Origin of the sequence: Nocardia sp. NPDC005366, from assembly GCF_040606855.1 — a bacterium.
Taxonomy (GTDB): Bacteria; Actinomycetota; Actinomycetes; order Mycobacteriales; family Mycobacteriaceae; genus Nocardia.
In genome coordinates this window covers 17,717-41,256 of the sequence record NZ_JBEXFQ010000007.1, presented here as the reverse complement: position 1 = coordinate 41,256, position 23,540 = coordinate 17,717, and the positions used below count along the sequence as shown (strand labels likewise).

Genomic DNA, 23,540 nt, shown 5'->3' with positions numbered 1-23,540 from the left:
GGAGCGAACGTCCAGCGGAACAGTCGGTAACCGGTCCAGGCTCGACGATGCCAAATTCCTACAACCGTGCTCCCTTTTGCAGGTTGCACTGGCGGCAGAGGATCTGCAGGTTGTTCACACTGGTCGCGCCGCCGCGGCTGAGTGGGATCATGTGGTCGAACTCCAGGTAGTGGATGGCACCACATTGTCGGCATCGGCCGCCGTCACGTTGATATACCTCGGCCTTGACGTGTGGCGGGATCGAGCGGCTGTCGCGTTGCCCGGGTGCGAGGACCAAACGTTTGGCGACGCGAAGCGCGCCCTCGAGAACCGCGGCGACCCATTCGGGGTCGTTTACTTGGTAGGTACCGCCCCCGCGGGCAGTGGTCGCGGACACCGTGACTTTGCCGTATTCGGCGGTGACCGACACGATCTTGGACCACGGGAGTTCGCTGCCCGCGCCGGAACCGACGAACCGCAGCTTCTTGTTGCTGGCGATGATTCGTCCTGGCGTGTGCATGGGTCCCTTGGCCAGATACTTGACGTGCAGGGCGTCGGTGTCGAGGTAGGTGAACTCGTCGGCTTCCAGATGTATGTGCGGCGAGCGCGCCCGAGGCAGCTCCCCGGACCGCACCTGGGTAAAGGATCGGCCGCGCAGCATCCGGCGGCGGAGCTCATCGATATGGCGTTGTGCGGTGTTCAGGTTGGCTGCTGCGCTGAGCATGGCCACCGCGCGTTCGAACTCGTTGAGTTCGTGTTGCTCGATCTGGTTGTCGGCGAAAGCGAAAGTCACCACACGCTCGAGGTGTGCGATTGCCAACGGGGTCAATGCTTCCCTGCCGGTATCCACGCGCACCTGATGGAATATCAGCGAAATCCACAGCGCGTCCCATTGCGGCCCATAGGGTCCGGTTATGGCGAGTATCTGCGATGCTTGGGTGCGCCAGCCTTGCATGATCTGCCGAACATCGTTCTCGCACCAGCGGCACGACCGAGTCCCGCCAAACAACGACTGCCCGACCTGACGCCCGCATCGTTCGCAAACCCCTTGTCCAGCGGGAAATATCTGACGACGGCCCGCACTCCAGCCGTTCTGCCACCAGCGGTTCCAGCCAGGGCGGTCCGGGTCGGCGTACCAGCCGGGTTGCATATTCAAGGCTCCAGGTGTCAGCGTTTATGGGATCGCGCCAGTCACACCGGTGACTGATCCGGCTCGGCCACGATACTCTCCTCTAATCCTGAACGCCGCGCCACAATGCCCCGCGACTATCGAGAGCGGAAGTGCACCTTGCACACTCGGTTCAGATCGGCATAGCGCTATCTCTTGGAAGACCGGTCCGCCTCTGGGCTGTTGTAGAACCGACAGACACCAACAAGCTCGACAGTGCGGCTCGAGCGTGGAAGCCTTTGCCGACAACAACACCGTGTTCGCAGTCGGGCCCCGGCAGCCCCACGTGTGTCGGCTGCCCATCCGTGGCGATGTGTCGAAGCGTTCGACAATGGCCGCTGTTCGGTTTCAAATCGGTGGCTTCGCACCTGCCAGATTGTCGTAGATGCCAGGTCGTGTCGTTGGCCCTGGCGACGTAGTCCATTCCATTTCGCCTCGGCGAAACCTGTAGCGGGGTCGACTCGGCCCCCTTCGCCCGCCCCGGCCGCACGAAAAGCGCGTCGTTGCTATGTGGAGGTTCTGGGTAGTTGGTGGGCGATTCGTCTTAACGTGAACGGCGGGAGGCTCCAGCATCCTGGCGTGCAGTGTGCCCGACCCAGTTAAGGTGATTCGTGTCCGTCCCGCAGAAGCATCATTACGTGCCGCAGTTCTTGCTGAGGCGGTTCGCCGACAACAACAAGAAGCTTCTCGTGCACAGAACCGACATCGAGGAGACTCCCCGCTGGGCACCGGTGCGAAAACTTGGCCAGACCGTCGAGGGGCATACCTTGCATTGGCCCGGTCGTGAGCCCGACCACACCAGTCTAGAAGCCGGTATGGGTTCGATCGAATCAGCCGTGGGCAAGGTGATTGCATCATTGGTCTCGAACAAGGGCTGTACCCTCTCCGAGGAAGCCCGTGAGGTGTTCGGATTCTTCATCGCTATGCAGTGGTATCGATCTCGCTTCCTACTCGAACTGCTCCATCGCAGCGTTTTGGATCCAGATGCTCCGGTCGACGAACTGGCCCGGTCCATGGGCATCCGGCAGATTCGGAATGTGCTTGAGCCGTGGTTCGCTCGGAACGACGACGAGTGTGATCCGAAAGATCGTTACTGCTACATCGCAAACTATCTCCAGCGCGGCCCGTGGTCGTGGCATCTCTATCGGCCGACCGGCGCCAACCTCGTGGTAGGAGACAACATCGTGTGCATGTGGGGCATTGCCGCAGGTGAGACCAGCAATGTGCCCGAGATCTGGACCAAACACGGCGCGGGGGTCGGTTTCGCCACCTGCGGGCGGATCACGATGCCACTCGCACCGAACCTTGGTCTGATCATTGTCCGCAACAACAGGCCGGATCTCCGGGCAGTTGATGCCGCGGGGTTCAACCGCGCCACGATTTTCAATTCCCGCGAGTTCGTTGCTCATCACACCGATGGCCTGCAGAACACTGCAGTGCAGCGATCATTACTCGACGATGTCCGTACGCAACGCACGATCCTGCCGATTCTGCACGGTGCCGCGCTCAGCGCAGCAGACAAGGATCGCGGCTCGGCTCAGCGTCAAGCGCCTACTGGCGCACCGTTTCCGCAGCCATTCGATAAGGTGTGAATCGGCCGCACGACCTTACTCTCGAATCGGGCAAATCCAACATCTAGCCATCCCCGGGTCGTTGTCGCAAGTTTGTTCCTCGGCAGCACGCGCAAATAGGTAGCTAAACGCCTGGTTCCCATTTTCGATGTCTCTCGAGTCCAGGGCGCATCGAACATGGGAACGGTGATCGCCTGGGGATTTCGGGCGGTCGGTCGGTGATTGAAGTCAATTACTCGCCGTGGCGTGCGGGCTGTCGTGTTGGTGGCATCGCGTGAGGTGGTGTGACTAGAGTGTCTGCTACGGCAGGCACAGTCGTGTATGTCGAAGCTCCCGCTGCTGGTTGGGCGCGAGCCGCTGGGGACCGGATGTACAGGTTCGAGTTGTGTAGTCGTGGAGCCACATACGCGACAACGTAGCCTGACGACGTGACTCCAAGCTCTCGCACGGCCACACCCCGTACTCGGGTCGTTGTCGTGGCCCGGAACAGCGAGACCGAACTGGATGGTCAGTCAGTTGTGGTGGGCCCAGGGCCGATCGTCTTGAGCGTGACCGGCCATACCAGCAGAAGGATCCGAGTCGATGGCGTCGACCGTCGCCTCTCGGCGGGAATGACCGGTCTTCTTGCGCTGGACTACACGCGATCGACAGGTTTCCACCGAATTGAGGTCGACGGTAGAGCCTACTGGTTCGCGACCGAGGACCAGAAGCTGCGGCTTGATGGCATGACGCGGATGTTAAGCCATCTCCAAAACCTCGGCACCGGATGGACTGGACAGGCGCTCTTCTCTGACGGCAGCGGCTACCTTGACCCTCATGTCGTTTACGGATGGTTCGACGCTAACGCTGATGAAGCATTTGCCGCTATAGAGACCGTACTCACCGCCCCGCGGACTGAGGAAGTTTCAGTTCGAGTGCTGAGCCGCCGTGGCGGAAGCTCGGTCCTCACAATCCCGACGATGCGATTTCTCAGGTCTAACCCAAAACGGAACTTCGTCGAGCAAGAGGGTGGGCTGCTGAATGAGGCAGGGAAGTTCTACAACCCGACACGGGTTGTCGCACGCCGTCGCCAGCGCACCGTAGACACGGTGTCCAACCGTCGCGCCGTGCACCTCCTAGACCTCATTGGGCAACTGCTGTCCGATCTAATGCGCTCGCAACTCCCCGCCGTGCCCCGAGCTCGGTGCCGGTTATGGCGCGAGCGTGTCGGCCGGCTCCTGACGCAGCCGCTCGCGGTCAAGTTCCGGATGAGGCCGAGTGCGCTGGCATTGCCCCGCAGCGGACCAGAGTTCACCGATCAGAGCTATTGCAAGGTCTTCGACCTCACAAGGACGGCTAGAGACTTCGGCTGGACCGCCAGTGCCGACCCCGCCCGTCGTTATAGCTACATCGAGAGCGCCGATAGGATCTATCAGGCTTACGCGGCGCATCGTGTCGCGTCGGCGCTGGGCCTGGAGCAGACCTCCAGTGTGTTCGGGTCCGCTCCCCTCGCCTTTACAGGTGCCGAGTTCGACCTGTATTACGACACTGCACCACCGGCCACCGTCATCGCCTCCTGGAGATCGAAGACGATGGCCCCTGACGCATCTAAGCCCGACCTGCTCCTCCACGAGAAGTCGACCGGCAGAGTCGCTGTGCTCGACGCCAAGTACCGGATCGGAAGCGATGGCAACGCGTCAGAAGACAGTCGAAAAGAGGTCGCTGCCTACCAGAGCCTCTACGGACTCTCCTCGGTCGTGATTCTCTATCCGGGTGCGGAGAAGAATGCGAGAGTTATCACCGACCATGGCAAGAGCGTGGTCGAGATCCCCGTCGTCGGCCCCGACGATGGGCTGGACCAAGCGCTCGTCTACGTCCTGGAACGCCTTCAGACGCCTCCGTATGTCCGCGATCAATCAAAGTAGTGGCAGAAGTTCGTCGCTCGGCCCAGACATCGCCTGCTCGATGAGCCGTCCAATCTCCCCGGAATTGGGCAGGGTCGCCGCCGCCGCGTAGAGCGGCTGAGCGTCGGAGTGCTTCCCACGGAGTTGGTGCACGATCTTATCGGCAACGGCGTTTCCCAGGGCAGTCAGCTCGGCCTCCTCGTCGCGCTCCGCCATCACAAGCGCCATCACAACGTCGCGCAGGATTCCGAGCGTGAACCAGGATCGCCCGCTCGTCGTCTCAAGCACGGCATTTACAACGCTCACCAGCGCCTCCTGCGCGGCCTCGCTGAAGTCCTCGATGTCGGAAACCGATCGGAGGGCCGTTAGCCTGAGGGAATCGAAGTGAGACGCGCGTCCCGCGCGTTGCCTGTCTTCGACGCGCTCGCGCTCGTTGCGGATCATGCCCTTGACGACACCTGTCACAGCGGTGGTCAGGTCATCCTCGTACCTGTCGCCGAGGACGTTCGGCATCGTGATCGTCGTGGATCTGCGCTTCGTCGGCGAACTCACTCGGGTACGAGTCTCTGGCTCGTCCCGGAACGAGTTGCAGGTCGCTATGACAAACGTATCGATGGGCAGGTTCCTGACCTCGCCGTCAGGCAGCCGGATGATTCGTTCACGCTCCTGAGTAGCGACAAGCACCGCGGACAGATAGGTTTCCACGGAGGCCAGGTTGAATTCCTCGAAGATGACGACCCGCGCCTCAAGTGGGGAGTCGTCGAGCAGGATTTCGCGGGCGAAGTCCTGGAGATGCATGGTGCCGTCGAGTCTCTCATATCCGATCAACTCGGCCTCATCGAAGTCGGCACGGATCGGAATCAGCAGCGGAGCGTCAAGGTCGAACTCCTCCTCCATGGCGCTTCCAAGAAGCGTGGCGAACATCGTCTTTCCGGTGCCAGGCTGGCCGACGAGCACGACCAGGTCGCCACGAAGCCAGGCAGTCAGGACGCGCCCCACGAGCCCGCCTGGTAGCTGGAAGCCCTGGGCCTCGATTCGGGCCTCCAACCGCCCAATGACGGTCGACAGGTCGTCGGTGACTGTAGGGGCTGGAGGCAGCACTCCGAACTGCTGATAGGTCTCGTCGGAAACCGCATCGACAGCGAAGGGAATCGCTCGGTACTCGTCCGGAATCTCGTCCAAAAAGATAGTCCCGACGAGGTCGCCGCAATCAGGACCGAATTCGTGCTTGAACCAGGCGTCGAGTTTGTCGATGTCCTCCGACCTTGAATTGCGGCCTGCAGCGCCGAGGACGGCGTCGTCGAGCGACGATGTGTCGACGTCACGACCGATCCACAGGGCGAGGTCGATCAGTCGAACCGGCTTCTTCGTCTCAGCCAGCAGCTCTGCTCCAGCATTGGGCGTCAAGCCCCAGATATCCACTGAAAGGCCGGTCTGAGCAGGCTTTCGCTGGACCAGCACCTGGCCCCGGCCTGCGCGCTGTCCGCGTTGTCGCTGGAGTCCGCCGCCAGTGAACTTCCGCGTCTGCCAGTGCGTGTCATCGCTCCAGATTGCCCGGTACGGGCGATGCGGATCGGGGGCCCCGGGAAGCTCGTAGAAGTCCTTAAGGTACCGCTCCTCGACGCCGCCGCCGTAAGGGATTTGGTCCTTCGTGGCGTCTACGCCTCGGCGCTTTGCCTCTCGTAGAAGTGCTGGGAGCGTCACAACAGTCAAAGCGTGGGCCCCTTCGATGGACCTCACGGCTTCTAGGAGAAGGTGAGCAGTCACGTACGGCACGGGTTCACGTTACTTGGGAGATGCCAACGTAGCTCGCACACCCCGACGCGGAATCCGCTATTCGGTCGGTTCGCCCAGCCGCTCCATATTCTCCGAGATGAGCGCACAGAAATCTGGATTGAGTTCGATGCCCACTGATGATCGGTTCATCTCGTCGGCGACGTACATGGTTGTGCCGCCACCGACGAACGGATCGAGGACTGTTCCACCCTCAGGGCATCCGGCCGCAATGCACCGTTCGACGAGCTTCCGGGGGTACGGCGCGTAGTGCGTTCCACGGGCGAGCGACCGTCTGTCGGGTTCGATGAACCAGACATCCTCCTCGCCGTCCAGGCCGTCTCGGTCGAAGAAATAGCGGGGGGACTTGGACAACAGGAAGATGTGCTCGTATTTGCGCCACGGACGGTCCTTGCTCGTCGGCTCCGGGATAGCTGACTTGCGCACCCATATGATGGTGCTACGCAGCGTCCATCCATCTTCCTGGAGGGCGAGAGCAACGCGCCAGGGGATGCCGATGAGCGACTTACGGGGAAGTCCCAAACCGGGCCCGTCCACCGCACGAAGGCCCGGCAGGCGGCGGCTGCGGTGCTTGTCGTCCTTGCCGTGTGGACGACCCTTGGCGTTGTAGTAGGTGTCGCCGAGGTTTAGGAAGACAACGCCGTCCTCGGCCAGGGCTGGCTTGATAGCTGCGAAGGTCTCACGGAGGTTGTCCACGTAGCCGTCGATGGTGGGCTCAAGCCCGAACTGGCCGTCGACCTCGTAGTCCCGCTGCCAGTAGTAGGGCGGGCTAGTGATCACACAGTTGATCGAACCGGGCGCGAGGCTGCTCGCGACCTCCTTGCTGTCACCGTTGAGGATCGTCCACAACGTGCCGTTTCTCCGCTTGCCTGAGGCATACAGCGAATCGTCTTGGTTTAAGGCATCGTCACGCACAGCAGGCAGACTTGCAGAAGGCACCGACATGCCGCCAGTGTAAGATATCTCCGACGGTCTGCCGCATCCGGCTCCGCGTGTCGCGAGGGCCCTCGTTATTCCGATTGCGTCTGCAGCACCGTAGGCTGAAGCGTGTCGAACCCTGCCGCGTCCGATCTGAGAGCCTTGGCCGAGCACCTTGTCGGCCCAGCGGAGATCGGAGAACTTCTTGGCATCGACGCGAACACGGTGAACGTGTGGAAGACCAGGCACGCCCACTTCCCGACACCTGTGCGGCGGCTGCGGTCTGGGGATATCTGGGACAGGCGCGAGGTCGTGGCATGGGCGACGGCAACGGGCCGCTATCCGGCCAAGACGGAAACCGCGAAGCCTGCGCCAAAGCGTTGACCCGGCGACGTGGCCGCCATCCGTGTCCTGTCTACGGGTAGGGCTAAAGCGCGAATCGCTACTGGACGGAAGTGTCGCTCGCGGCTTCGGACCCGTATCGGAGAAGCAGATTCTGCGCCATGCCCCTGCAGTGCGGGGGCGCGCTGTCGACGACTAGGTTGCAGGCTTCGCTTATGGATACGCGGCGTACGAGTGGCCCGCTCACATACCGCTGGTACTCGCCGACGACCTGCGCTGCACTGGTGTCCAGATCGTGGGTCAACACAAGCAGAGTGACCGGCACTGCGATGTCGAGGGACATCGCGTACGAGGTTGCCAGAGCATGGATGCGCGCGAGCTGATTCACGCGACGCTCGCTGAGCGCCCATGACGGCTCCGTCCAGAGCCCACTGCGACTGGCCAGGTCGCGGTAGGGCGCGGTCGCGATATTCACACGTCTGCTATTGAACCTGTCCGCGTACTTGACCTCGATCGCAATCGCCTCGGGTCCGCGATCGCCGTGCGCGATGATAAGAGCGTCGATCCTAGTCTGGTCATTCAGGTGCAGGCTGCGACGAGCTGGCGCAAACTCCAGCTCGCACATCTTGATGACCTTGAGGTCAGGGCGTTCGAGCCACACGCTCAGGCATCGGAGGAGCCACCCCGCCTCTTCCTCAAGGAGGCCAAAGAGGTTGATCGACAACGCTTGGCTGGAAGTCATGTACGCACTGCAGCGCGGGTCGATCCCCCAGCCCGCCGCATGACGATTCCTGTAGAGCTCGAGCGCCTTTGGTGAACTGAAGTTCAGCCCGGCCGCAGAGTCCTTCTCGCACAGAATACTGCCGAGCGGCCGTGCCGATATTCCGTTGGTACTACCCCAGCTGGGTAAGCCCAGTACTACCGCTCGATACCAGGATTGGTGGAGCCGGAGACGACGGAGAAGCGGACCATCGCCTGGGTTCTGTGGCCCGAGGCCGTGTTCCGATTTCATCGTGCTGGGACTCCTAGGCGGATGTGCTGGGCTTGCGAGAGGCGGGCACATGTGGCGTCAAACCACCAGTGCATTCGACATTTCGCGGAGCCGCGTCGCCATGACCGGCTAACGCGGCCGCATATGACGACGGCCCGGGGCGCCACCTTATCCGCGACCTACGCGTCGTAGTCGATCGAGGACCTTGTGCGCCTCGGACTGGCAGGCTGTCAGCGATCAGCCGATTCGCAACGCTGCCATCCCGATCCTCACCTTCACGCAGTCCAGGAACAGCGCCGGACACCGCGTCCATCGGACGGTTCTACCAGGGCCATACCTTCAATCACCCGGCCTGCAATGGTAGACATCGTCGATTGTCCGCGGCCACTTTGAAATCCGTGTGGGTGGCCAGTTGCGAGTCTCCACCTACGGCTGTTCTGAGCCCCCGGCAACCTGTCAGAATCCCGTCTGGGCGTCCGCTCATTCCGATTGCCGGATGTCAAGAGCGTTGTGCAGTGCGGGTGCTCTGAGGTCTCTTGGGCACTCGACTCTCTGGATTTGCAGTTCCCTGACCTGTGTAGATGTCGGTCCATCTCCCGCGATTGCCAGTCGCCGAATCGAGTAGATTCGAAGGGCTTCTCGTGGTCCTAGCTGGTGCGGTACGTCCGAGTGGAGGTCTCCATGCCGAAGTCCGTCTCCGAATACGCGGATGACACGACGTTCGAGAGGTACGTGCTCTCGCGCGCCACCCCATTCTTTCCCTCATCGAATGGTGGGGTCGAAATCTTGCTCGACGACACGGGCACGCTGGGCATCAACTTTATCGTCACCGTGGCCGACAGTACGACGTGCGCAGCGGGTCAACACCTCACTGCGCAGGATGTGTATCCGCTACTTTTCGGGGCGGCTTGGAAGGTACTCGACCTATTGATGGAGCTTCGCCTCCATGAGGACGGTGTACAGCCGGAGCGTCAAGGCGAGTACACGATTACCCAGAAGGTAGGGCGGGCCAACAGCGGGAACCTCGGGCCAGCGAACCCGTTGAAACCTTCTGTCTGGCGGATCGTCATGGGAGTTTACGCAGCCACTGCGGAGCTTCGGCACTCGCTCGTCCACAGCGGGATTCGAGTCGACCTGAATACCGCGAATTTGATCGCGATCAACGCTGCAGGGACTCTAGATCGGCCCATGACCGTTGCCGAGCAGCGGGCGTTCTGCCGATCAGCCGCAGGCATTGCACAGGCGGTGATCGACCAAAAACAGACCAGGCGAGATGACAAACGACTGAAATGGCTGCTCGACCAACTCGCAGCCCACCATCGCAAGCCAGTGTTCAACGTCGCTCTCCATCGATCGGTTCATTCCTGTAATCGTCCTACCCTGTACACCGAACGCAGACCACGAGATCGAACTTGACGGTCGACATCTTCGCGGCCAGGCATCTCAAAACTACCCATCCGCGTCGCATTTCGATCTTGAGGTCCGGTTGACCGATGGTCGAGTCCTGTCCGCTGCGCTGGAGGAAACACCGAAAAGTTTGCAGATCATCCGAACTGATCGACCCCTTCCTGAGTGGTTGCGCTGGAACTAGGGCCGTGCTGTTCGAGCGAGCACCGCCAGTTATCGTCCGTTTTCGGGCCCCATTCAACTAGCAAGTCCGATCCGGGACCTTCCGCTGGCGAGAGCCCGACCGTCCGCTCGTCTCGCGTCTGGTTGGGGGTCGCAGTAGCATTTGTGAACCGGCGGCCGAGGCAGTGCACCAACGGGTCAAAATGGGACCACTGCAGACGGTGTCGTGGTCGCGCCAACCCGAAAACCAGCGGAACGGCGAGCGATCCGCGAATCGCCCGCCGCACTCCGGCAGTGTTCAGAAGGTTGCATGGTGACCTCAGACCGAGGTCGTGGTGAGCGGTAGGCGGCGGGTTCCGGCGAGGAGTTCGGCGGCGAGGTCGGTGTAGGCGATGGCGAGGTCGTCGACGAACTCGGTCGCTTCCCAAAACACTTCGTCGGGGCCTGCGGCGAGGGCGGTGTAGGTGTGGGCGGTCAACTGGGCGAGGCGGTCGATGACTTGGCCCATCGTGTGGGTATGGACCCGCGCGGTCGGTAGCGGTTGCGGGCTGACCAGCAGCACCCAGGAATCGATGCGGTTCATCAGCCGGGCGCGATGTCCCTCGATCCGGGTGAGTGCGCAATGCGGTGTCTGTTCCCGGCCTTGATGCAGCACGGCGAGTTCGGCGGCGGCGCTCAGGACCGGGTCGTCAGCGGGTAGCGGGAAGCCTCGACAGGCGGTAAGGAGTTCGTGCTTGTCCGGCAGCATGGGGCGTTTCATCGGGTGCCGCCCCCGAGGGCGGGTAGGCGGCGGGAGCGCTGCGCGATGGCGGTGACCAGGTCGGTGTAGTTATCGACCAGCTCCGCGAGCTGACACCAGCTTTCGTGCACCCGTGGGTCGGATACATCCACAGTCATCAACAGGCGATAGGCATGAACCTGTGCATAGGCGAGGCGGTCGATTACCGTGCCCAACGTCTCAGTATGCAGCGTCGCAGACGGATGCGGAACCGGCAGGTGATCACCCACCCACACATCCACCGCGAGGACGAGTTCGGCTCTGCGGCAGCCACACCCGGAATCGAGACCCGTCAACCGCCGGTGATACATCACCCCGAACTCGTGGGCCAGATCCGCCAACCGGTGATCGCCGAGGTGATGTCCCCGGATCGCCGACAACAACGCCTCACCTGGCAACAACGCCGTTTCCGGCCCCTCCCAATGAAATTCGGACACATCTGATGTGACGTCCATCGGTCACGTCCACGCCGTCGACAACTCGACCCGGCCGACCAGATCACGCGCAGCAGCGATCACGCTGGAACGCGACGGTATCTTCTGTGCCTCGACCGGCTCGGAAATCCACCGCCACCCCGTCGGGTGATCACTCATCGGCAACCACACCCGCTGCCCGGAATCCAACAGACGTACCCCGTGATCGCGCAGACTGTCCAGGGTTCGGTGCGCGACCTTCCCACCCCACGCCGGACCCACGAGAAACACCCACTCCTCACGGCGGGATCGTGCGTGGGTCAGGATCGGCACGCACTCACACCGGGAGTCCTCGAGCAGGGCCTGATGAACAAGTCCGCCCAGCTGAGAAGGCATCGCCACCGCCCCCGAGGTGCGATCGGCGATCACCGCCACCCGGTCGAAGGCGACCGAGACCGGGATCCCCATCCGGCGATAGATGTAGGCGACCTCGGATGCGGTGTGACAACTCTCGAACATCACCGCACCCCCACCCGAACTCCGACCACCGGCGGCGAGACGGCCCTCAGGTAGCCGTACAGCTCGGCCAGTTCGACCACCGCGGCCGCGTGCCCGCGCGCGGCCCCCGCACTGAACGCCACGACCGCCGCCGCTGAGGTGATCGCTTGCTCGCCGGTCACCGCTCCTGGCCCATCTGCGACGGGACCTGCACGGCAGACGGATGCGCAAACGCCCGCTGCTCGGAGCAGTCAATCATCGCCAACCCGACTAATTCGAGGACTGTCAAACCCAGCGACGTTGAGATACTGCGCAAGCTGTCGAGTTCGTCAGCTACCCGCAGCGCGGCATGCGCTTGATCGGATGACAACGTCCTGCCGGGTAGGAAGCTGACGACCCACTGCCCCTGTCCGACGCAGCGAGCCGCATGTGCGGACTGGCCGGTAGTCCTTGAGGTCTTGCTGTTCCTATTGGGCATGTCTGACCGGCTCGCTCGTGTCGTAGTTCGATTCGGCATCACAGATGGCCCGGGACAGCTCTGTGTGAGGCCGTTCTCTGCGGGCGAGTCGGGTAAGGCGCTCACCTTCATGACCACTCCTGCGTCTGGTTCGGCGGCTGATGAGCCGTCTGCACTACGATGTGATTACGCTTTGATTTAAGCTTAATTGTATGAATAATGACATAGATACGGCAGATTTTTATGAGGTAGTTTGTCCGCAGCGATCCGGCGGCGATGGAGGGGAATCAGTGCGCGACGAACGTTCGGATCCTTCGGCCCTGCGGTTCCTGGTCGGACACGATCTCCGCGCGGCACGTGAACAGGCGCGGATCAAACAGTCCGACGCCGCCAAGCACATCGGGTGCACGCCAGCGAAACTCAGCTACATGGAGAGCGGAAAGACCCAGCAAGCACCCGACGAAGTCGCCGTACTGCTCCGCTTCTACGGAGTCCAGGTCGAGGACATCGAACGAACTGTCACACTCGCCGGGCGTGCCGACCACGGAACCTGGTGGGCACCGTTCGGTGAAGTGCTCCCGGACTGGTTCAAGACCTTCGTCGGCCTCGAAGGGTTGGCAACACGACAGTTCGAATACGCGGATAAGGTCTTGCCGGGGCAGGTGCAAACACCGGACTATGCGACGGCGCTGCTCGGCGACAGCCTCCACATTCCGAAGATGGATCTGGCGCAGTCGGTCCGCGCGAGGATGGCGCGGCAGCGACTCGTCGATACCGACAATCCGCTACGACTCGGCGCGGTCGTCGAGGAAGCAGCCTTGGACAGGCCGGTCGGCGGCCCTCGCGTCATGCGTGAACAGTTGCAGCACCTGTTGATGCTGATCGAGCGGGACAATGTCGAGTTCCAAGTCATCCCGACCCGGGTCGCGGTACACGACGGACTACCTGGTTCGTTCATCATTCTCGAATTCGCCGAGGCGCGCGGCATCGCCTACGTCGAATACCACACCGGAGCGCTCTATCTCCAAGACCGCCCACAAGTAGACTTGTACTCGTTGGCTGCCGACCAGATCCGCCAGAAAGCATCCTCGTTCGCCGAGACCCATGCAGCCATAGAGCGCCGAATCTCGCAGTTCAAGGACATGGAGTAGCGATGACCACCCCCATCCGTCACGGTTGGCGGAAGAGTACGTTCAGCAACAACGGCGGCGCGTCTTGCGTCGAGGTCAACTTCATCGGCAATCAAGCACTTGTCCGTGACAGCAAATACCTTCGAAACCCGGCGAACAATCCGAACCACCAACCAGTGCTCTCGATGCGCGCGGAGATGTGGGCGACCTTCTGTGATAGCTCGGCGAATCCGACGACACAAAGCGAAATCGCGGGTGTCCCGCGGATCACCGTCCGCGAGGACGGTTGGGTAAGAGTGACTGACAGTGCAGTCGAACTTGTCTTCACCCCAGATGAATGGACAGCGTTCATCCAAGGGGTTCTTGCGGGAGAGTTTGAGCGCGCCGCAGCTTGATGATCGAGGGCGCATTTCGGATTTGCGGATCGAGGGCTCAATCCTCGCCTCAGCGCGAAGCGGGCTTCGCGGGCGTCTGGTGGCATCGGCTCGACTCCGCCGTAGCTCCTTAGAGTCGGACCACATTCGGTCCATCTAACTTGCCTCGCGTGTCGAGCACGGTGGAGCAGGCGGCGGCGATGTAGGTGGTGTCGGTACCGTCGTGGTGTTGTAGGAATATTCCCAGGTCGTAGCGTTGAATCGCGGGATCTGCTCGCGGGATCGTCGTTCCTTCGACCGTCCAGTCTTCCACGTGTCGGTCGCTGTAGTACACCTCCGAGCCACGGTTGAGCAGCATTCGCGCGATCGGGCCTGCGGGGGTTTCGCGGAGATCGGCAGCATTGGGCTTGTACGTGATGCCCACGAGTGTGATCCGAGCCCGGTCGGGTGAGATTCCGTGGAAGCCGAGTGCGGCGTAGGCGCGTTCGACGATGTGGTGCGGCATGCGTTGGTTGATTTCGTGGGCGGTTTCGACCAGTCGCGCGGGGGTTCGGTGTGTGCGGGCGAGGGTGGTCAGGTAGACGGGGTCCACGGGGATGCAGTGTCCGCCGACACCGGGGCCGGGTGAGAATGCTTGGAAGCCATGCGGTTTGGTGGACGCGCAGCGGATGACTTCCCACACGTCGATACCCAATTCACCGCATACGATTGCCATTTCGTTGACGAGTGCAATGTTTACGTTGAGGTAGATGTTCTCCAAGAGTTTGGCCATCTCGGCTTCACGGAGTCCCGCCGCGATGACCACGGTGTCGACTAAGGTCCGGTAGAAATTCGCTGCCAGTTCAGTGCAGATGGGTGTGAGTCCGGCGACGATCTTGGGGGTGTCGCGTAAGCGGAAATCGCGGTTGCCGGGCTGAATACGTTCCGGTGAATAGGCCAGGGCGACTTCGGTTCCGATATCAAGCCCGGATTCGGACAGGATCGGTGCGACGACGTCCTGGGTTGTGCCTGGGTAGGTGGTCGATTCCAGAACCACGAGGGTGGCGGGTCTCAAGTGGTCTCGGATGGTGCGGGCGGCGTTCTCGACGGCGGTGAGGTCGGGGTGGCCTGCTCGCAGTGGTGTGGGAACGCAGACTACGACGACGTCGGCGGTGTGTAGTGCCGTGGTGTCGCTGGTGACGGCGAAGCCGCGGCCGAGCAGTTCGGTCAGTTCATCGGTGGTGAGGCTGTCGGGTGGTGGTGTGCCATTCTTGATCGCCTCGACTCGTTCGGCGTTGATGTCTATGCCGGTGACATTGTGCTCGGCGCGAACGGCTTCTCGGCACAGTGACAGACCGACGTATCCCACCCCCATCACCACGACGTTCTGGCCTGGTGTTTGTTCGCTGTTGGTCACGGTGTTTGGAGCCATCGCTACTTCCGGTTGGTGGCGGCTGGTCATGGGATGCCGAGCTCGTGGAGGTGGCTGGTGAGGTCGGCGTCGCGTTCGTGGGAGACGGCGAGGGCTTGACCGAGGTCGTGATGAGCCATGTGCAGCAGATCCACGAGCCGTGACGGTTTGGCATGGTGGACCTGATTTGCGATGTGTTCGGCGCTGTGGTCGCCGTAGTGGTGTCGGAAGTAGTCGAGGTTGGCGTTGACGACGCGGTAGGTCATCGCGGATTCGGACACCTCGCTGGTGGAGATTCGATTGGTTCGGGCATGGATTCGGTAGTGCACGTAGGGACCGTCGACGAAGCCGATCCGGTTCACGGTGCCGAGGCGATGGCGCGCGGCGAGCAGGGCGACCGCGAAGGCCCAGTCCTGCCATTTCCGAATGGACTCGTCGTAGAGCCCGGCGGAGACACCCTCGGCTCGGCGGTAGACGATCGTGGTGGGTACATGATGTTTGCGAATGACCAGGTCTTCACGGCAGGGATAGGAGGAGATCGTCAAACCCTCGCTGTCACCGAACATTCGAGTCAGTGTGTGCACGAAGGCCACGTCAGGGTCAGCGTCCAGAATCGTGACGGCACGGTCGAGATAGGTGCCCTCGCGGAGCAAGCGCGGATCGGTAGAAAGGCGATCGTCGCCGTCGAGTGGAAGTACGTACCGGTATCGGGCCCTCAATACGCCGATCGTGCGAGCACGCTGAACACCGTGTCTGGCGTCGAGCCGAACGAGGTCAACGTTGTCGGCGATCCGGCACTCGGTGAGCGCGGCGCGCGTTTCGGGGTCATCGGATCCGTCGTCGACAACGATGACTTCGAATGGTGTCCTCGCTGGCTGATTGAGGACCGAGGTCACTGCTTCGAGGATGTAATGGCCGGTGTTGTGGCAGGGGATGACCACGCTGATCCCTCGCGCGGTTGTCATGGGTTTCCCCGTCGGGCGATGGTGGTGACTTTGGTGGCGTGGAAGTACGGTCGACCGGTGGAGCGGTCGCTCTCCCTGTGATCGGTGGTGGTGTGGTGCAGCGACCATCCTCGGTACAGCTGCTCGAGGTCGGTGATGAGCTGATCGGTCGTGCTGTCGAGTTCGTCCTCGATACCGACGGGTTTGCCGTCCGGGTCGGTTCGGTCGATGTCGGTGAAAATCTGTAGATAGTGGCAGCTGCCTGGTACCGATACCGTGATAGCGGTGTCGAGGACCGAGTACACGTCGCTTCGTTGCAGGTAGTGCAGGACATCTTTGGCGACGAGGACGCCTACGGGTTCCGTGATCGGGTAGTGCTGGATCGGTGAGCAGACGGCCCGGATATGTGCGGCCCAGTCCGAGGCAGGCAATCGGGAAGTGAACAGCTCGGCCGCGACGCGATCGACAGCCTGGACCTCGAATCCGTTCTGGGCGAGAGCAATCGCGTAAGCTCCAGCGCCGTAACCGATGTCAAGTGCCGTCCGTGTCGACCCGGTGAGAGATGTCGTGGCGAGTAACTGCATGAACTCCGGTGTGACGGCCTGCTGGAGGTTTTCGGGTGTGGTGTCCCCGATCGCCAGCGCTGCGGTGTAATAGGCAGTGAGTGATTGCTGGGAGCGCAGAAGAGGCATGCTCTCGTCCTCGGGATGGGGATCAGGGAAGATCGACGGACGCGAGTCGTCCCGGATTCGCCGCGGCGATCAGGATGGCTTCGATCAACTGCATCGGAAGCAGATGGTCGGCAAGGAGGCTGCGTGTCTCGCTGCCACGCAGCCACGCGGTCATCAGGGCTCGGTTGCTGTCGGAGTGAAACACTCCGTGGTGTTCCTCGGTGGTGACGTAGTCTTCGCCGGGATACAAGGTGGCGTTGGCGCGGGTGGTAATCCGGGCGAACGCATCGATCTTGTCGGGGTCGCTGGTCGGAATGTCGTAGCAGTGTGTGTGCGCGCTGAACAGGGTCGACAGTCCCACCTCGAAGTCGACCGAGGATGTGCGGCCGTTCTTGTTATAGGTCCCGGCTGGGAGACTGGTCCAGTTCCGCACCGAGGGCGTGGTCTGCTCGAAGGCCAGAGTCCCCATGGTTACGGTGCGCCCCGATTGGGTGTCGACCAATCTGACCATGGCGGTAACGTCGGTTTCCCCGAAGTGCTGTGCGGGGACCTGCGAGTCCGGCCACCGGTCCTCACTGTCACCGATTCGAGCGGCAGCCGAGATCGGTATGCGCAGATGCTGGTCAGCGGGAGACGCGGTGATCGCGCCGACTTGGAACCGAAGCCGGTGATCGGGCAGCGCGGTTCTGTTCAGCTGGATCGCCTGCACGACCAGATCGATGTAGTGGTACGCGCCGTGCATCATCATTCCGTACCCGAACTTGTACGGGTGGTCGTCGCGAAATTCGTACTCCTCCTGACGATTCCACACCCCACCCGCGCAGCGCAGGTGAAGGGAGGTCACCGGCGCCTGCCATGCCCGGACCCTCTTGGCGAGTTCGGCGATTACCCGGTCGTTGTATACCCGGTGATAGCGCGACAGGGTCATTACCGAATGCCGGACTTCGGGTTTGCGGGCCGCCGAGGCAATCAACGACCGCATGATCGGAGTGATCAGCGGGGCCTCGAACCGTCCATCGCGCAACGGAGCGAGCACAGGTTTCTCGACCAGTGAGCCGATCCCGTTGTCCACACAGAACCGAAGATAGCTCTCGTGCGCCTTGACCTCGGTGGCGATATAGGCGCGGATCGGTGCAGAACCGTCGGTGACGCGGCCGAACGCTTCCGCGACCAGATCTTGCGATACTGATTGTCCCGCACAAGGATTGGGCAGATAGTGCACATGCCTCGGCGCAATCGGCACTCCCCGCAGCCGCGCCGAGATCACTTCGCGCTCCGACTCGAGGTCGATGATCGAGTACGACGACAGATGCCCCTCATTGATCGCGGAGATGAGGCACGGCAAGTACTTTCGGGCAACGATCTCATCGAATCCCACTACCACCAGTTGCGTCGACACTGCGCTCCCCCTTCGAAATTCAGCGCGCCCGGCCGCATCCGATGAGCTGTTCCGGTGTTGTCGATGTCTTGGATCCGGGTGTGATCAAGGTTGCCAAGACCGAGCGCTACCGGGAAGGATCGGAACACGAGGCTTCTACCAAGTTTCACCATGCCGCCGGGGGGCCGAATGACCGACGTAATCGTCTGGACCGGCATCGCAGTCAGAGCACTTCGCACCGCGATGCGGCTTTCGCAGGTGCAGTTCGCCGAGAGGGTACGAGTCGATCAGCGCACGATCAGCGCCTGGGAATGCGGCAAGGCCCGGCCGATCAGTGCGGCGGGCAGTCGCGTCCTCGACCGACTCCTCGACGACCTGCCGCGCAGCGCACGTCTACGGTTCGCTCTGATGATGAATCCAATAGAGGCGGAAGCCGTTTCTTGCGGTGAGAATGATGAAATGGACCGTCGCCGTTTCCTCCAGGCCGCCGCGCTCGCGCCACTGTCGCCAGTGGTCCCCGACCTCGCGGCCAGTCTCGCCGGTGGAGACCCAGGCCCTCTGGCCGTAGTACAGACCTCACACGCATTGGACCATGCGATCGCCGCCGAATTGGACCATGCGACCATCCGCCGAATGCTGGGGTGGGCACAAAACGATTCCTCGGAGATCATCCGAGTCAACGCGGCGGGGATCCTCGCCAAGACCCCCGCCGCCCCAGCCGAGTCGATCGTGCGGTTTCTCGCCCACGATGACGAGGTGAGTCGCCGGTATATGACCGCTGTCCTCGCGCGGATCATGGGCACCGATCACAGTCACGCCGCAGGCTACTTGGTCGCGCCGGAGACGTTGCCTTCACCGGCAGTGATCGCCGAGCGGCTGGCGGTGGAGTCGTTGAACCGCACAGACGTTGGTGCTCGTTGGTGCGCTGCAACGATGTTGGCACGCATGAGCCCGTACCTTCGTTAGGATCCTTACATGCAGGTCTTCGAGGTCGAATCCGGCGAGATCGTAGCGCAATTCGAGAAATTCGCCGCCGAACGAGGCATCCGCGATGCCGCGATCGTCTCACTCATCGGCGGCATCCGACGCTTCACCATCTCCACCATGCCCGCCACCGACGAATCAGCCGACATCGTCAGCACCTACGACCTACCCGCCGAGATGCACGGCAACGGCGAGATCCGCGACGGCCGGGTCCACATCCACGCCACCATGGCCATCCAAGGCGATCACGCGGTCGCCGGACATCTGCACTCGGCCGAAGTCGACCACTGGTTCGCCCGCGCATACGTCGTACCTGTATCCGCCTGACCGACGCCAGCGTCGCAGGGTAGCTATCGCTGATTCCCGTCGCGATCAGCGCACTACCGATCGCGTGTTCAATACGCCCGCGGGCTGTCGGGCCGCTCGGACAATTTAGGCTATCCGGTGTGAGCACTCAGTCCGCACAGAACTCGTCGTTGCCCGCCAAATTCGTTCCCTCCGAGGTAGAGGGGATGCTGTACGAGCGCTGGGTAGACCGAGGCTATTTCGACGCGGATTCATCGAGTGACCGTCATCCGTACGTAGTGGTACTGCCACCGCCCAATGTGACGGGAAGTCTGCACATCGGTCACGCGTTCGAGCACACGCTGATCGACGCGTTGACTCGGCGCAAACGGATGCAGGGGTTCGAAGTGCTGTGGCAGCCCGGATTGGATCACGCCGGGATCGCGACCCAGAACGTGGTGGAACGTGAACTGGCCAAGTCCGGTCGTTCGCGTCACGATCTGGGGCGCGAGGCGTTCGTGCAGGCGGTGTGGGACTGGAAGGCCAAGTCCGGCGGTTCAATCACAGGCCAGATGCGCCGCCTCGGCGATGGAGTGGCGTGGTCGCGGGAGCGTTTCACCCTCGATGATGGGCTTTCGCGCGCGGTGCAGACCATTTTCAAACGGCTCTACGACGACGAGCTGATCTATCGAGCCGAGCGCATCATCAACTGGTGCCCGCGCTGCATGACCGCGGTGAGCGATATCGAGGTCGACCACAAGGACCTCGACGGCGAGCTGGTGTCGATCCGCTACGGCGAGGGCGAAGACGCGATTGTGGTCGCTACCACACGCGCCGAGACGATGCTCGGCGATACCGCCATCGCGGTGCATCCCGAGGACGATCGATACCGGCACCTGGTCGGTCGGGAGATCGAACTGCCTCTGACCGGGCGGCGGATCCCCGTGGTGGCCGATGAGCACGTCGACCCGGAATTCGGGACCGGTGCGGTGAAGGTAACCCCAGCGCATGACCCGAATGACTTCGAGATTGGTCAACGCCACAACCTTGCCGCCATCAACATCATGGACGAGCGAGCCATCATTACCACCGCCGGACCGTTCGAGGGATTGGACCGGCTCGAGGCACGCAGTACCGTCGTGGCCGCGTTACGCGCGGAGGGCAGGATCGTGGCTGAGAAGCGGCCGTACCGGCACGCTGTCGGGCACTGTTCGCGCTGCGGGACGGTGATCGAGCCCCGGTTGTCCATGCAATGGTGGGTCAAGGTCGCGCCGCTGGCGAAGGCCGCCGGTGATGTGGTGCGTGATGGGCAGGTGGCGGTTCATCCGCCGGAATTGGCGTCCCGGTACTTCGACTGGGTCGACAACCTGCGTGACTGGAACATCTCACGCCAGTTGTGGTGGGGACATCGGATCCCGATCTGGTACGGCCCGGACGGGCAGATGGCGTGCGTCGGCCCGGACGAGACCGCTCCCCAAGGCTGGGTGCAGGACTCCGATGTGCTCGATACGTGGTTCTCTTCGGCGCTGTGGCCGTTCTCCACGATGGGGTGGCCCGAGAAGACTCCTGACCTCGAGCGCTTCTATCCGAACTCGGTGTTGGTGACCGGTTATGACCTGCTGTTCTTCTGGATCGCGCGAATGATGATGTTCGGCACGTACGCGATGGATGGTCAGCCGCCGTTCCGTGTGATCGCGCTGCACGGCATGGTTCGTGATCAGCACGGCAAGAAGATGTCCAAGTCGTTCGGAAATGTCGTCGACCCGCTGGAATGGATGGACCGCTACGGCTCGGACGCGGTACGCGCCGCGTTGGCGGCGGGTGCGAACCCGGGGACCGACGTTCCGATCGGTGAAGATCAGGTCACCGCGACCGGGCGCAATTTCATCACCAAAGTGTGGAACGCGACCCGGTTCGCCATGATGAACGGTGCCACCGTCGACGGGCCGCTGCCAGCGGTCGAGGAAATGGGCCTGGCCGATCGCTGGATGCTGTCACGGCTGAACACCACCATCGCTGCGGTCGACGCGTTGTTCGAGGACTACCAGTTCGCCAAGCTCACCGACGTCTTGTATCACTTCGCGTGGGACGAGGTTTTCGACTGGTACATCGAGGTCTCGAAAGTGACCTTCGCCGCCGACGGTCCGGCTGCGCGCGTGTCGCGCCGCGTACTCGGTGAGGTGCTGGATGTGTTGCTGCGATTGCTGCATCCGATCACCCCGTTCGTGACCGAGGTGTTGTGGACGGCCCTCACCGGGGGCGAGTCGGTGGTGATCGCGAGCTGGCCCACCGACAGCGATTTCCGCGACGCTGACGCCGAGTCCGACTTCGAGCGGTTGCAGGCCGCCATCACCGAGGTGCGACGGTTTCGGTCCGAACAGGGTGTGCAACCCGGACAGAAGGTACCCGCGCAATTGGATCTCCAAGGCGAACCAGTCCTGGCAGCGCACGAGGACGTGATCCGCCACCTGCTTCGCTTGGACGTGCCAGGCGAGGGGTTCTCGGCTACTGCGTCGCTTGCGGTCGGTAAAGCGGTTGTGGCGATTGATCTTTCGGGTGCTCTCGATATTTCCGCAGAGCGCAAGAGGTTGAGCAAGGATCTGGCGGTTGCCCAGAAGGAACTGGAAAACGCCGACCGGAAACTGGGGAACGCCGAATTCATGGGCAAGGCACCCCAGAAGATCATCGACGGGATCCACGCGAGACGCGCCATCGCCGTAGAGGACTCGCTTCGCCTGCAACAACAGCTGGGAGCGTTGCCATCTGAGTAGCCGTCACTCACGGTGCCGACCGTGTCGTAGCCCGGCGGTGTCTCACATAGCCTGGGGCCGGTTCCGCCTGCCAATCTCATCCGAGCTCAGGAAGAACTGACTGACTGCTTCTGATCGCGAACTGGGTGAGGTGGACCGCGAGGACGTGGACGGTGTCGTGTGATTGAGCGTCCCGGTTGTTGAGGTGTTCACGTAGCCAGTGGCTGTCGATCATGGATGATCGAGTGTCGAAGTATGGGTCGGTGCCTCTCGTGGATGTCGGAGGCTACCGGCTTACCACTGGCGCGAGGACGTAGAGGTGACCGTGGCCGACGAGATTGCGCAACGCGATCAATGGCACGAACTCCCGGTCTCGGTGCGGGAAGCGGTGGCCGAGGGACTGGGTGCGCCGGTTTCCTCGGCTATCACCCAGCGTGGAGGCTTCAGCCACGGGATGGCGGCGGTACTCGTCGGTGTCGACGGTAGAACGGCGTTCGCGAAAGCGGTACGCGTCGAGGACGGGCTGGCTGGTCCGTACCGAACCGAAGCTGCGGTCGCACGCAGCCTGGCGGGACTCGTGGCGACACCGACGATGCGGTTCACCATCGAGGAGGACGGGTGGTTCGTCGTCGTGTTCGACGCTGTCGAAGGCGAGCATCCCCACTTCGACCGCCCCGACGAACTGCGCACGGTGTTGGCGTCGGTGGCCCGGCTGGCGGTCGCGCTGACTCCTAGTCCGGTGCTCGACATTCCTACCGTCGCGCAAAGGTACGGATCGAGAATGCGAAACTGGAACGGTTTCGCCGAGCAGCGAATTCGGCAGGACCTGACACCGTGGGCGGCCCGGAATCTGAGCCGGTTGGCTCGACTCGAGCCGCGGTGGTTGAACTTCGCCGACGGGCCGACATTGCTGCACACCGATCTTCGACCGGACAACCTGCTGCTCAGCGCGGATGGGACTGTGAGCGTGGTGGATTGGGGATGGCCGTGCACAGGGGCCGCGTGGGTGGATTTAGGGTTTCTCGCTCCGGCGATCGCGGCTGCCGGAACCGACCCCGATCCGATTCTCGCTGAGCAGTCGGCGACTCGAGACATGGATCCGGTCGCGATGGACTCGTTGCTGTGCGCCCTGGCTGGATATTGGACCGCGCAATCCCATCTGCCTGCCCCGCCCCGGTCGCCGGGGTTGCGGTCCTATCAGGCGCGGGCAGCGCGGACATCGCTGGCATGGCTCGAATCTCGTACTGGTTGGGTATAGGGGGCCTGCGCCGTG

At 62.4% G+C, this 23,540-nt stretch carries 21 protein-coding genes; 9 read left to right on the top strand and 12 right to left on the bottom strand.

What is annotated here, in order from left to right; translation table 11 throughout:
- Nucleotides 1-58: 58 nt before the first annotated feature.
- Complete coding sequence (locus ABZS43_RS10380) at nt 59-934, bottom strand: HNH endonuclease (protein WP_355035553.1); 876 nt, start codon at nt 932-934, stop codon at nt 59-61.
- An 851-nt stretch (nt 935-1,785) separates the two neighbouring features.
- Here ABZS43_RS10380 and ABZS43_RS10375 point away from each other — a divergent pair.
- A complete protein-coding gene (locus tag ABZS43_RS10375) occupies nt 1,786-2,739 on the top strand; it encodes a DUF4238 domain-containing protein (RefSeq protein WP_355035552.1) in 954 nt (317 codons plus the stop codon).
- A gap of 455 nt (nt 2,740-3,194) precedes the next feature.
- Complete coding sequence (locus tag ABZS43_RS10370; RefSeq protein ID WP_355035551.1) at nt 3,195-4,622, top strand: DUF2357 domain-containing protein; 1,428 nt, start codon at nt 3,195-3,197, stop codon at nt 4,620-4,622.
- Here ABZS43_RS10370 and ABZS43_RS10365 read toward each other — a convergent pair.
- The 3 genes from ABZS43_RS10365 to ABZS43_RS10355 form a co-directional block, all read right to left on the bottom strand.
- Nucleotides 4,614-6,305, bottom strand: coding sequence for an AAA family ATPase (locus ABZS43_RS10365; protein WP_355035736.1), 1,692 nt, complete (start codon nt 6,303-6,305; stop codon nt 4,614-4,616). The two genes, ABZS43_RS10370 and ABZS43_RS10365, sit on opposite strands and share 9 nt — an antisense overlap.
- Before the next feature lie 129 nt (nt 6,306-6,434).
- Nucleotides 6,435-7,310: a site-specific DNA-methyltransferase gene (locus tag ABZS43_RS10360; RefSeq protein ID WP_355035550.1), complete on the bottom strand. Its 876-nt coding sequence runs from the start codon at nt 7,308-7,310 to the stop codon at nt 6,435-6,437.
- Nucleotides 7,311-7,755: 445 nt separating this feature from the next.
- Entirely contained in the window at nt 7,756-8,667 is a 912-nt protein-coding gene (locus ABZS43_RS10355; RefSeq protein ID WP_355035549.1) for a hypothetical protein, read from the bottom strand.
- Between the two features lie 660 nt (nt 8,668-9,327).
- Here ABZS43_RS10355 and ABZS43_RS10350 point away from each other — a divergent pair.
- The gene (locus tag ABZS43_RS10350; RefSeq protein WP_355035548.1) at nt 9,328-10,062 is read left to right on the top strand and encodes a hypothetical protein; all 735 of its coding nucleotides are present in this window, start codon (nt 9,328-9,330) and stop codon (nt 10,060-10,062) included.
- A gap of 472 nt (nt 10,063-10,534) precedes the next feature.
- Here ABZS43_RS10350 and ABZS43_RS10345 read toward each other — a convergent pair whose 3' ends face one another.
- Genes ABZS43_RS10345 through ABZS43_RS10330 form a run of 4 tightly spaced genes read right to left on the bottom strand, consistent with a single transcriptional unit; the run spans nt 10,535 to nt 12,086 of the window.
- The gene (locus tag ABZS43_RS10345; protein WP_355035547.1) at nt 10,535-10,975 is read right to left on the bottom strand and encodes a DUF4254 domain-containing protein; all 441 of its coding nucleotides are present in this window, start codon (nt 10,973-10,975) and stop codon (nt 10,535-10,537) included.
- Nucleotides 10,972-11,448: a DUF4254 domain-containing protein gene (locus ABZS43_RS10340; RefSeq protein WP_355035546.1), complete on the bottom strand. Its 477-nt coding sequence runs from the start codon at nt 11,446-11,448 to the stop codon at nt 10,972-10,974. Before ABZS43_RS10340 ends, ABZS43_RS10345 begins: the two co-directional genes overlap by 4 nt.
- Before the next feature lie 3 nt (nt 11,449-11,451).
- A complete protein-coding gene (locus ABZS43_RS10335; RefSeq protein ID WP_355035545.1) occupies nt 11,452-11,925 on the bottom strand; it encodes a hypothetical protein in 474 nt (157 codons plus the stop codon).
- On the bottom strand, nt 11,925-12,086 hold the full coding sequence (locus tag ABZS43_RS10330; protein ID WP_355035544.1) for a hypothetical protein: 162 nt from the start codon (nt 12,084-12,086) through the stop codon (nt 11,925-11,927). Before ABZS43_RS10330 ends, ABZS43_RS10335 begins: the two co-directional genes overlap by 1 nt.
- A gap of 487 nt (nt 12,087-12,573) precedes the next feature.
- Here ABZS43_RS10330 and ABZS43_RS10325 point away from each other — a divergent pair, with 487 nt between their 5' ends.
- The gene (locus ABZS43_RS10325; protein ID WP_355035543.1) at nt 12,574-13,512 is read left to right on the top strand and encodes a helix-turn-helix transcriptional regulator; all 939 of its coding nucleotides are present in this window, start codon (nt 12,574-12,576) and stop codon (nt 13,510-13,512) included.
- 2 nt (nt 13,513-13,514) lie between these two features.
- The gene (locus ABZS43_RS10320) at nt 13,515-13,886 is read left to right on the top strand and encodes a DUF397 domain-containing protein (RefSeq protein WP_355035542.1); all 372 of its coding nucleotides are present in this window, start codon (nt 13,515-13,517) and stop codon (nt 13,884-13,886) included.
- Nucleotides 13,887-13,995: 109 nt separating this feature from the next.
- On the opposite strand, the gene ABZS43_RS10315 is transcribed toward ABZS43_RS10320, so the two are convergent.
- From ABZS43_RS10315 to ABZS43_RS10300, 4 genes are read right to left on the bottom strand one after another with little or no spacing between them, the layout of a single operon-like run.
- The gene (locus ABZS43_RS10315; protein WP_355035541.1) at nt 13,996-15,276 is read right to left on the bottom strand and encodes a nucleotide sugar dehydrogenase; all 1,281 of its coding nucleotides are present in this window, start codon (nt 15,274-15,276) and stop codon (nt 13,996-13,998) included.
- Nucleotides 15,277-15,302: 26 nt separating this feature from the next.
- Nucleotides 15,303-16,220 (bottom strand): glycosyltransferase family A protein, encoded by a 918-nt coding sequence (locus ABZS43_RS10310; protein ID WP_355035540.1) that lies wholly within the window; start codon nt 16,218-16,220, stop codon nt 15,303-15,305.
- Nucleotides 16,217-16,891 carry a class I SAM-dependent methyltransferase gene (locus ABZS43_RS10305; RefSeq protein WP_355035539.1) on the bottom strand — a complete coding sequence of 225 codons (675 nt, stop codon included), beginning with the start codon at nt 16,889-16,891 and terminating at the stop codon, nt 16,217-16,219. Before ABZS43_RS10305 ends, ABZS43_RS10310 begins: the two co-directional genes overlap by 4 nt.
- A gap of 22 nt (nt 16,892-16,913) precedes the next feature.
- Nucleotides 16,914-18,269 (bottom strand): hypothetical protein, encoded by a 1,356-nt coding sequence (locus ABZS43_RS10300; RefSeq protein WP_355035538.1) that lies wholly within the window; start codon nt 18,267-18,269, stop codon nt 16,914-16,916.
- A 168-nt stretch (nt 18,270-18,437) separates the two neighbouring features.
- Here ABZS43_RS10300 and ABZS43_RS10295 point away from each other — a divergent pair, with 168 nt between their 5' ends.
- The 4 genes from ABZS43_RS10295 (at nt 18,438) to ABZS43_RS10280 (ending at nt 23,525) form a co-directional block, all read left to right on the top strand.
- Nucleotides 18,438-19,214: a helix-turn-helix transcriptional regulator gene (locus ABZS43_RS10295; protein ID WP_355035537.1), complete on the top strand. Its 777-nt coding sequence runs from the start codon at nt 18,438-18,440 to the stop codon at nt 19,212-19,214.
- A 9-nt stretch (nt 19,215-19,223) separates the two neighbouring features.
- Nucleotides 19,224-19,559, top strand: a complete 336-nt coding sequence (locus tag ABZS43_RS10290; RefSeq protein ID WP_355035536.1) for a DUF296 domain-containing protein — start codon at nt 19,224-19,226, stop codon at nt 19,557-19,559.
- A gap of 119 nt (nt 19,560-19,678) precedes the next feature.
- A complete protein-coding gene (locus ABZS43_RS10285; RefSeq protein ID WP_355035535.1) occupies nt 19,679-22,288 on the top strand; it encodes a valine--tRNA ligase in 2,610 nt (869 codons plus the stop codon).
- Between the two features lie 304 nt (nt 22,289-22,592).
- Nucleotides 22,593-23,525, top strand: a complete 933-nt coding sequence (locus ABZS43_RS10280) for a phosphotransferase (RefSeq protein ID WP_355035534.1) — start codon at nt 22,593-22,595, stop codon at nt 23,523-23,525.
- Nucleotides 23,526-23,540: the final 15 nt, after the last annotated feature.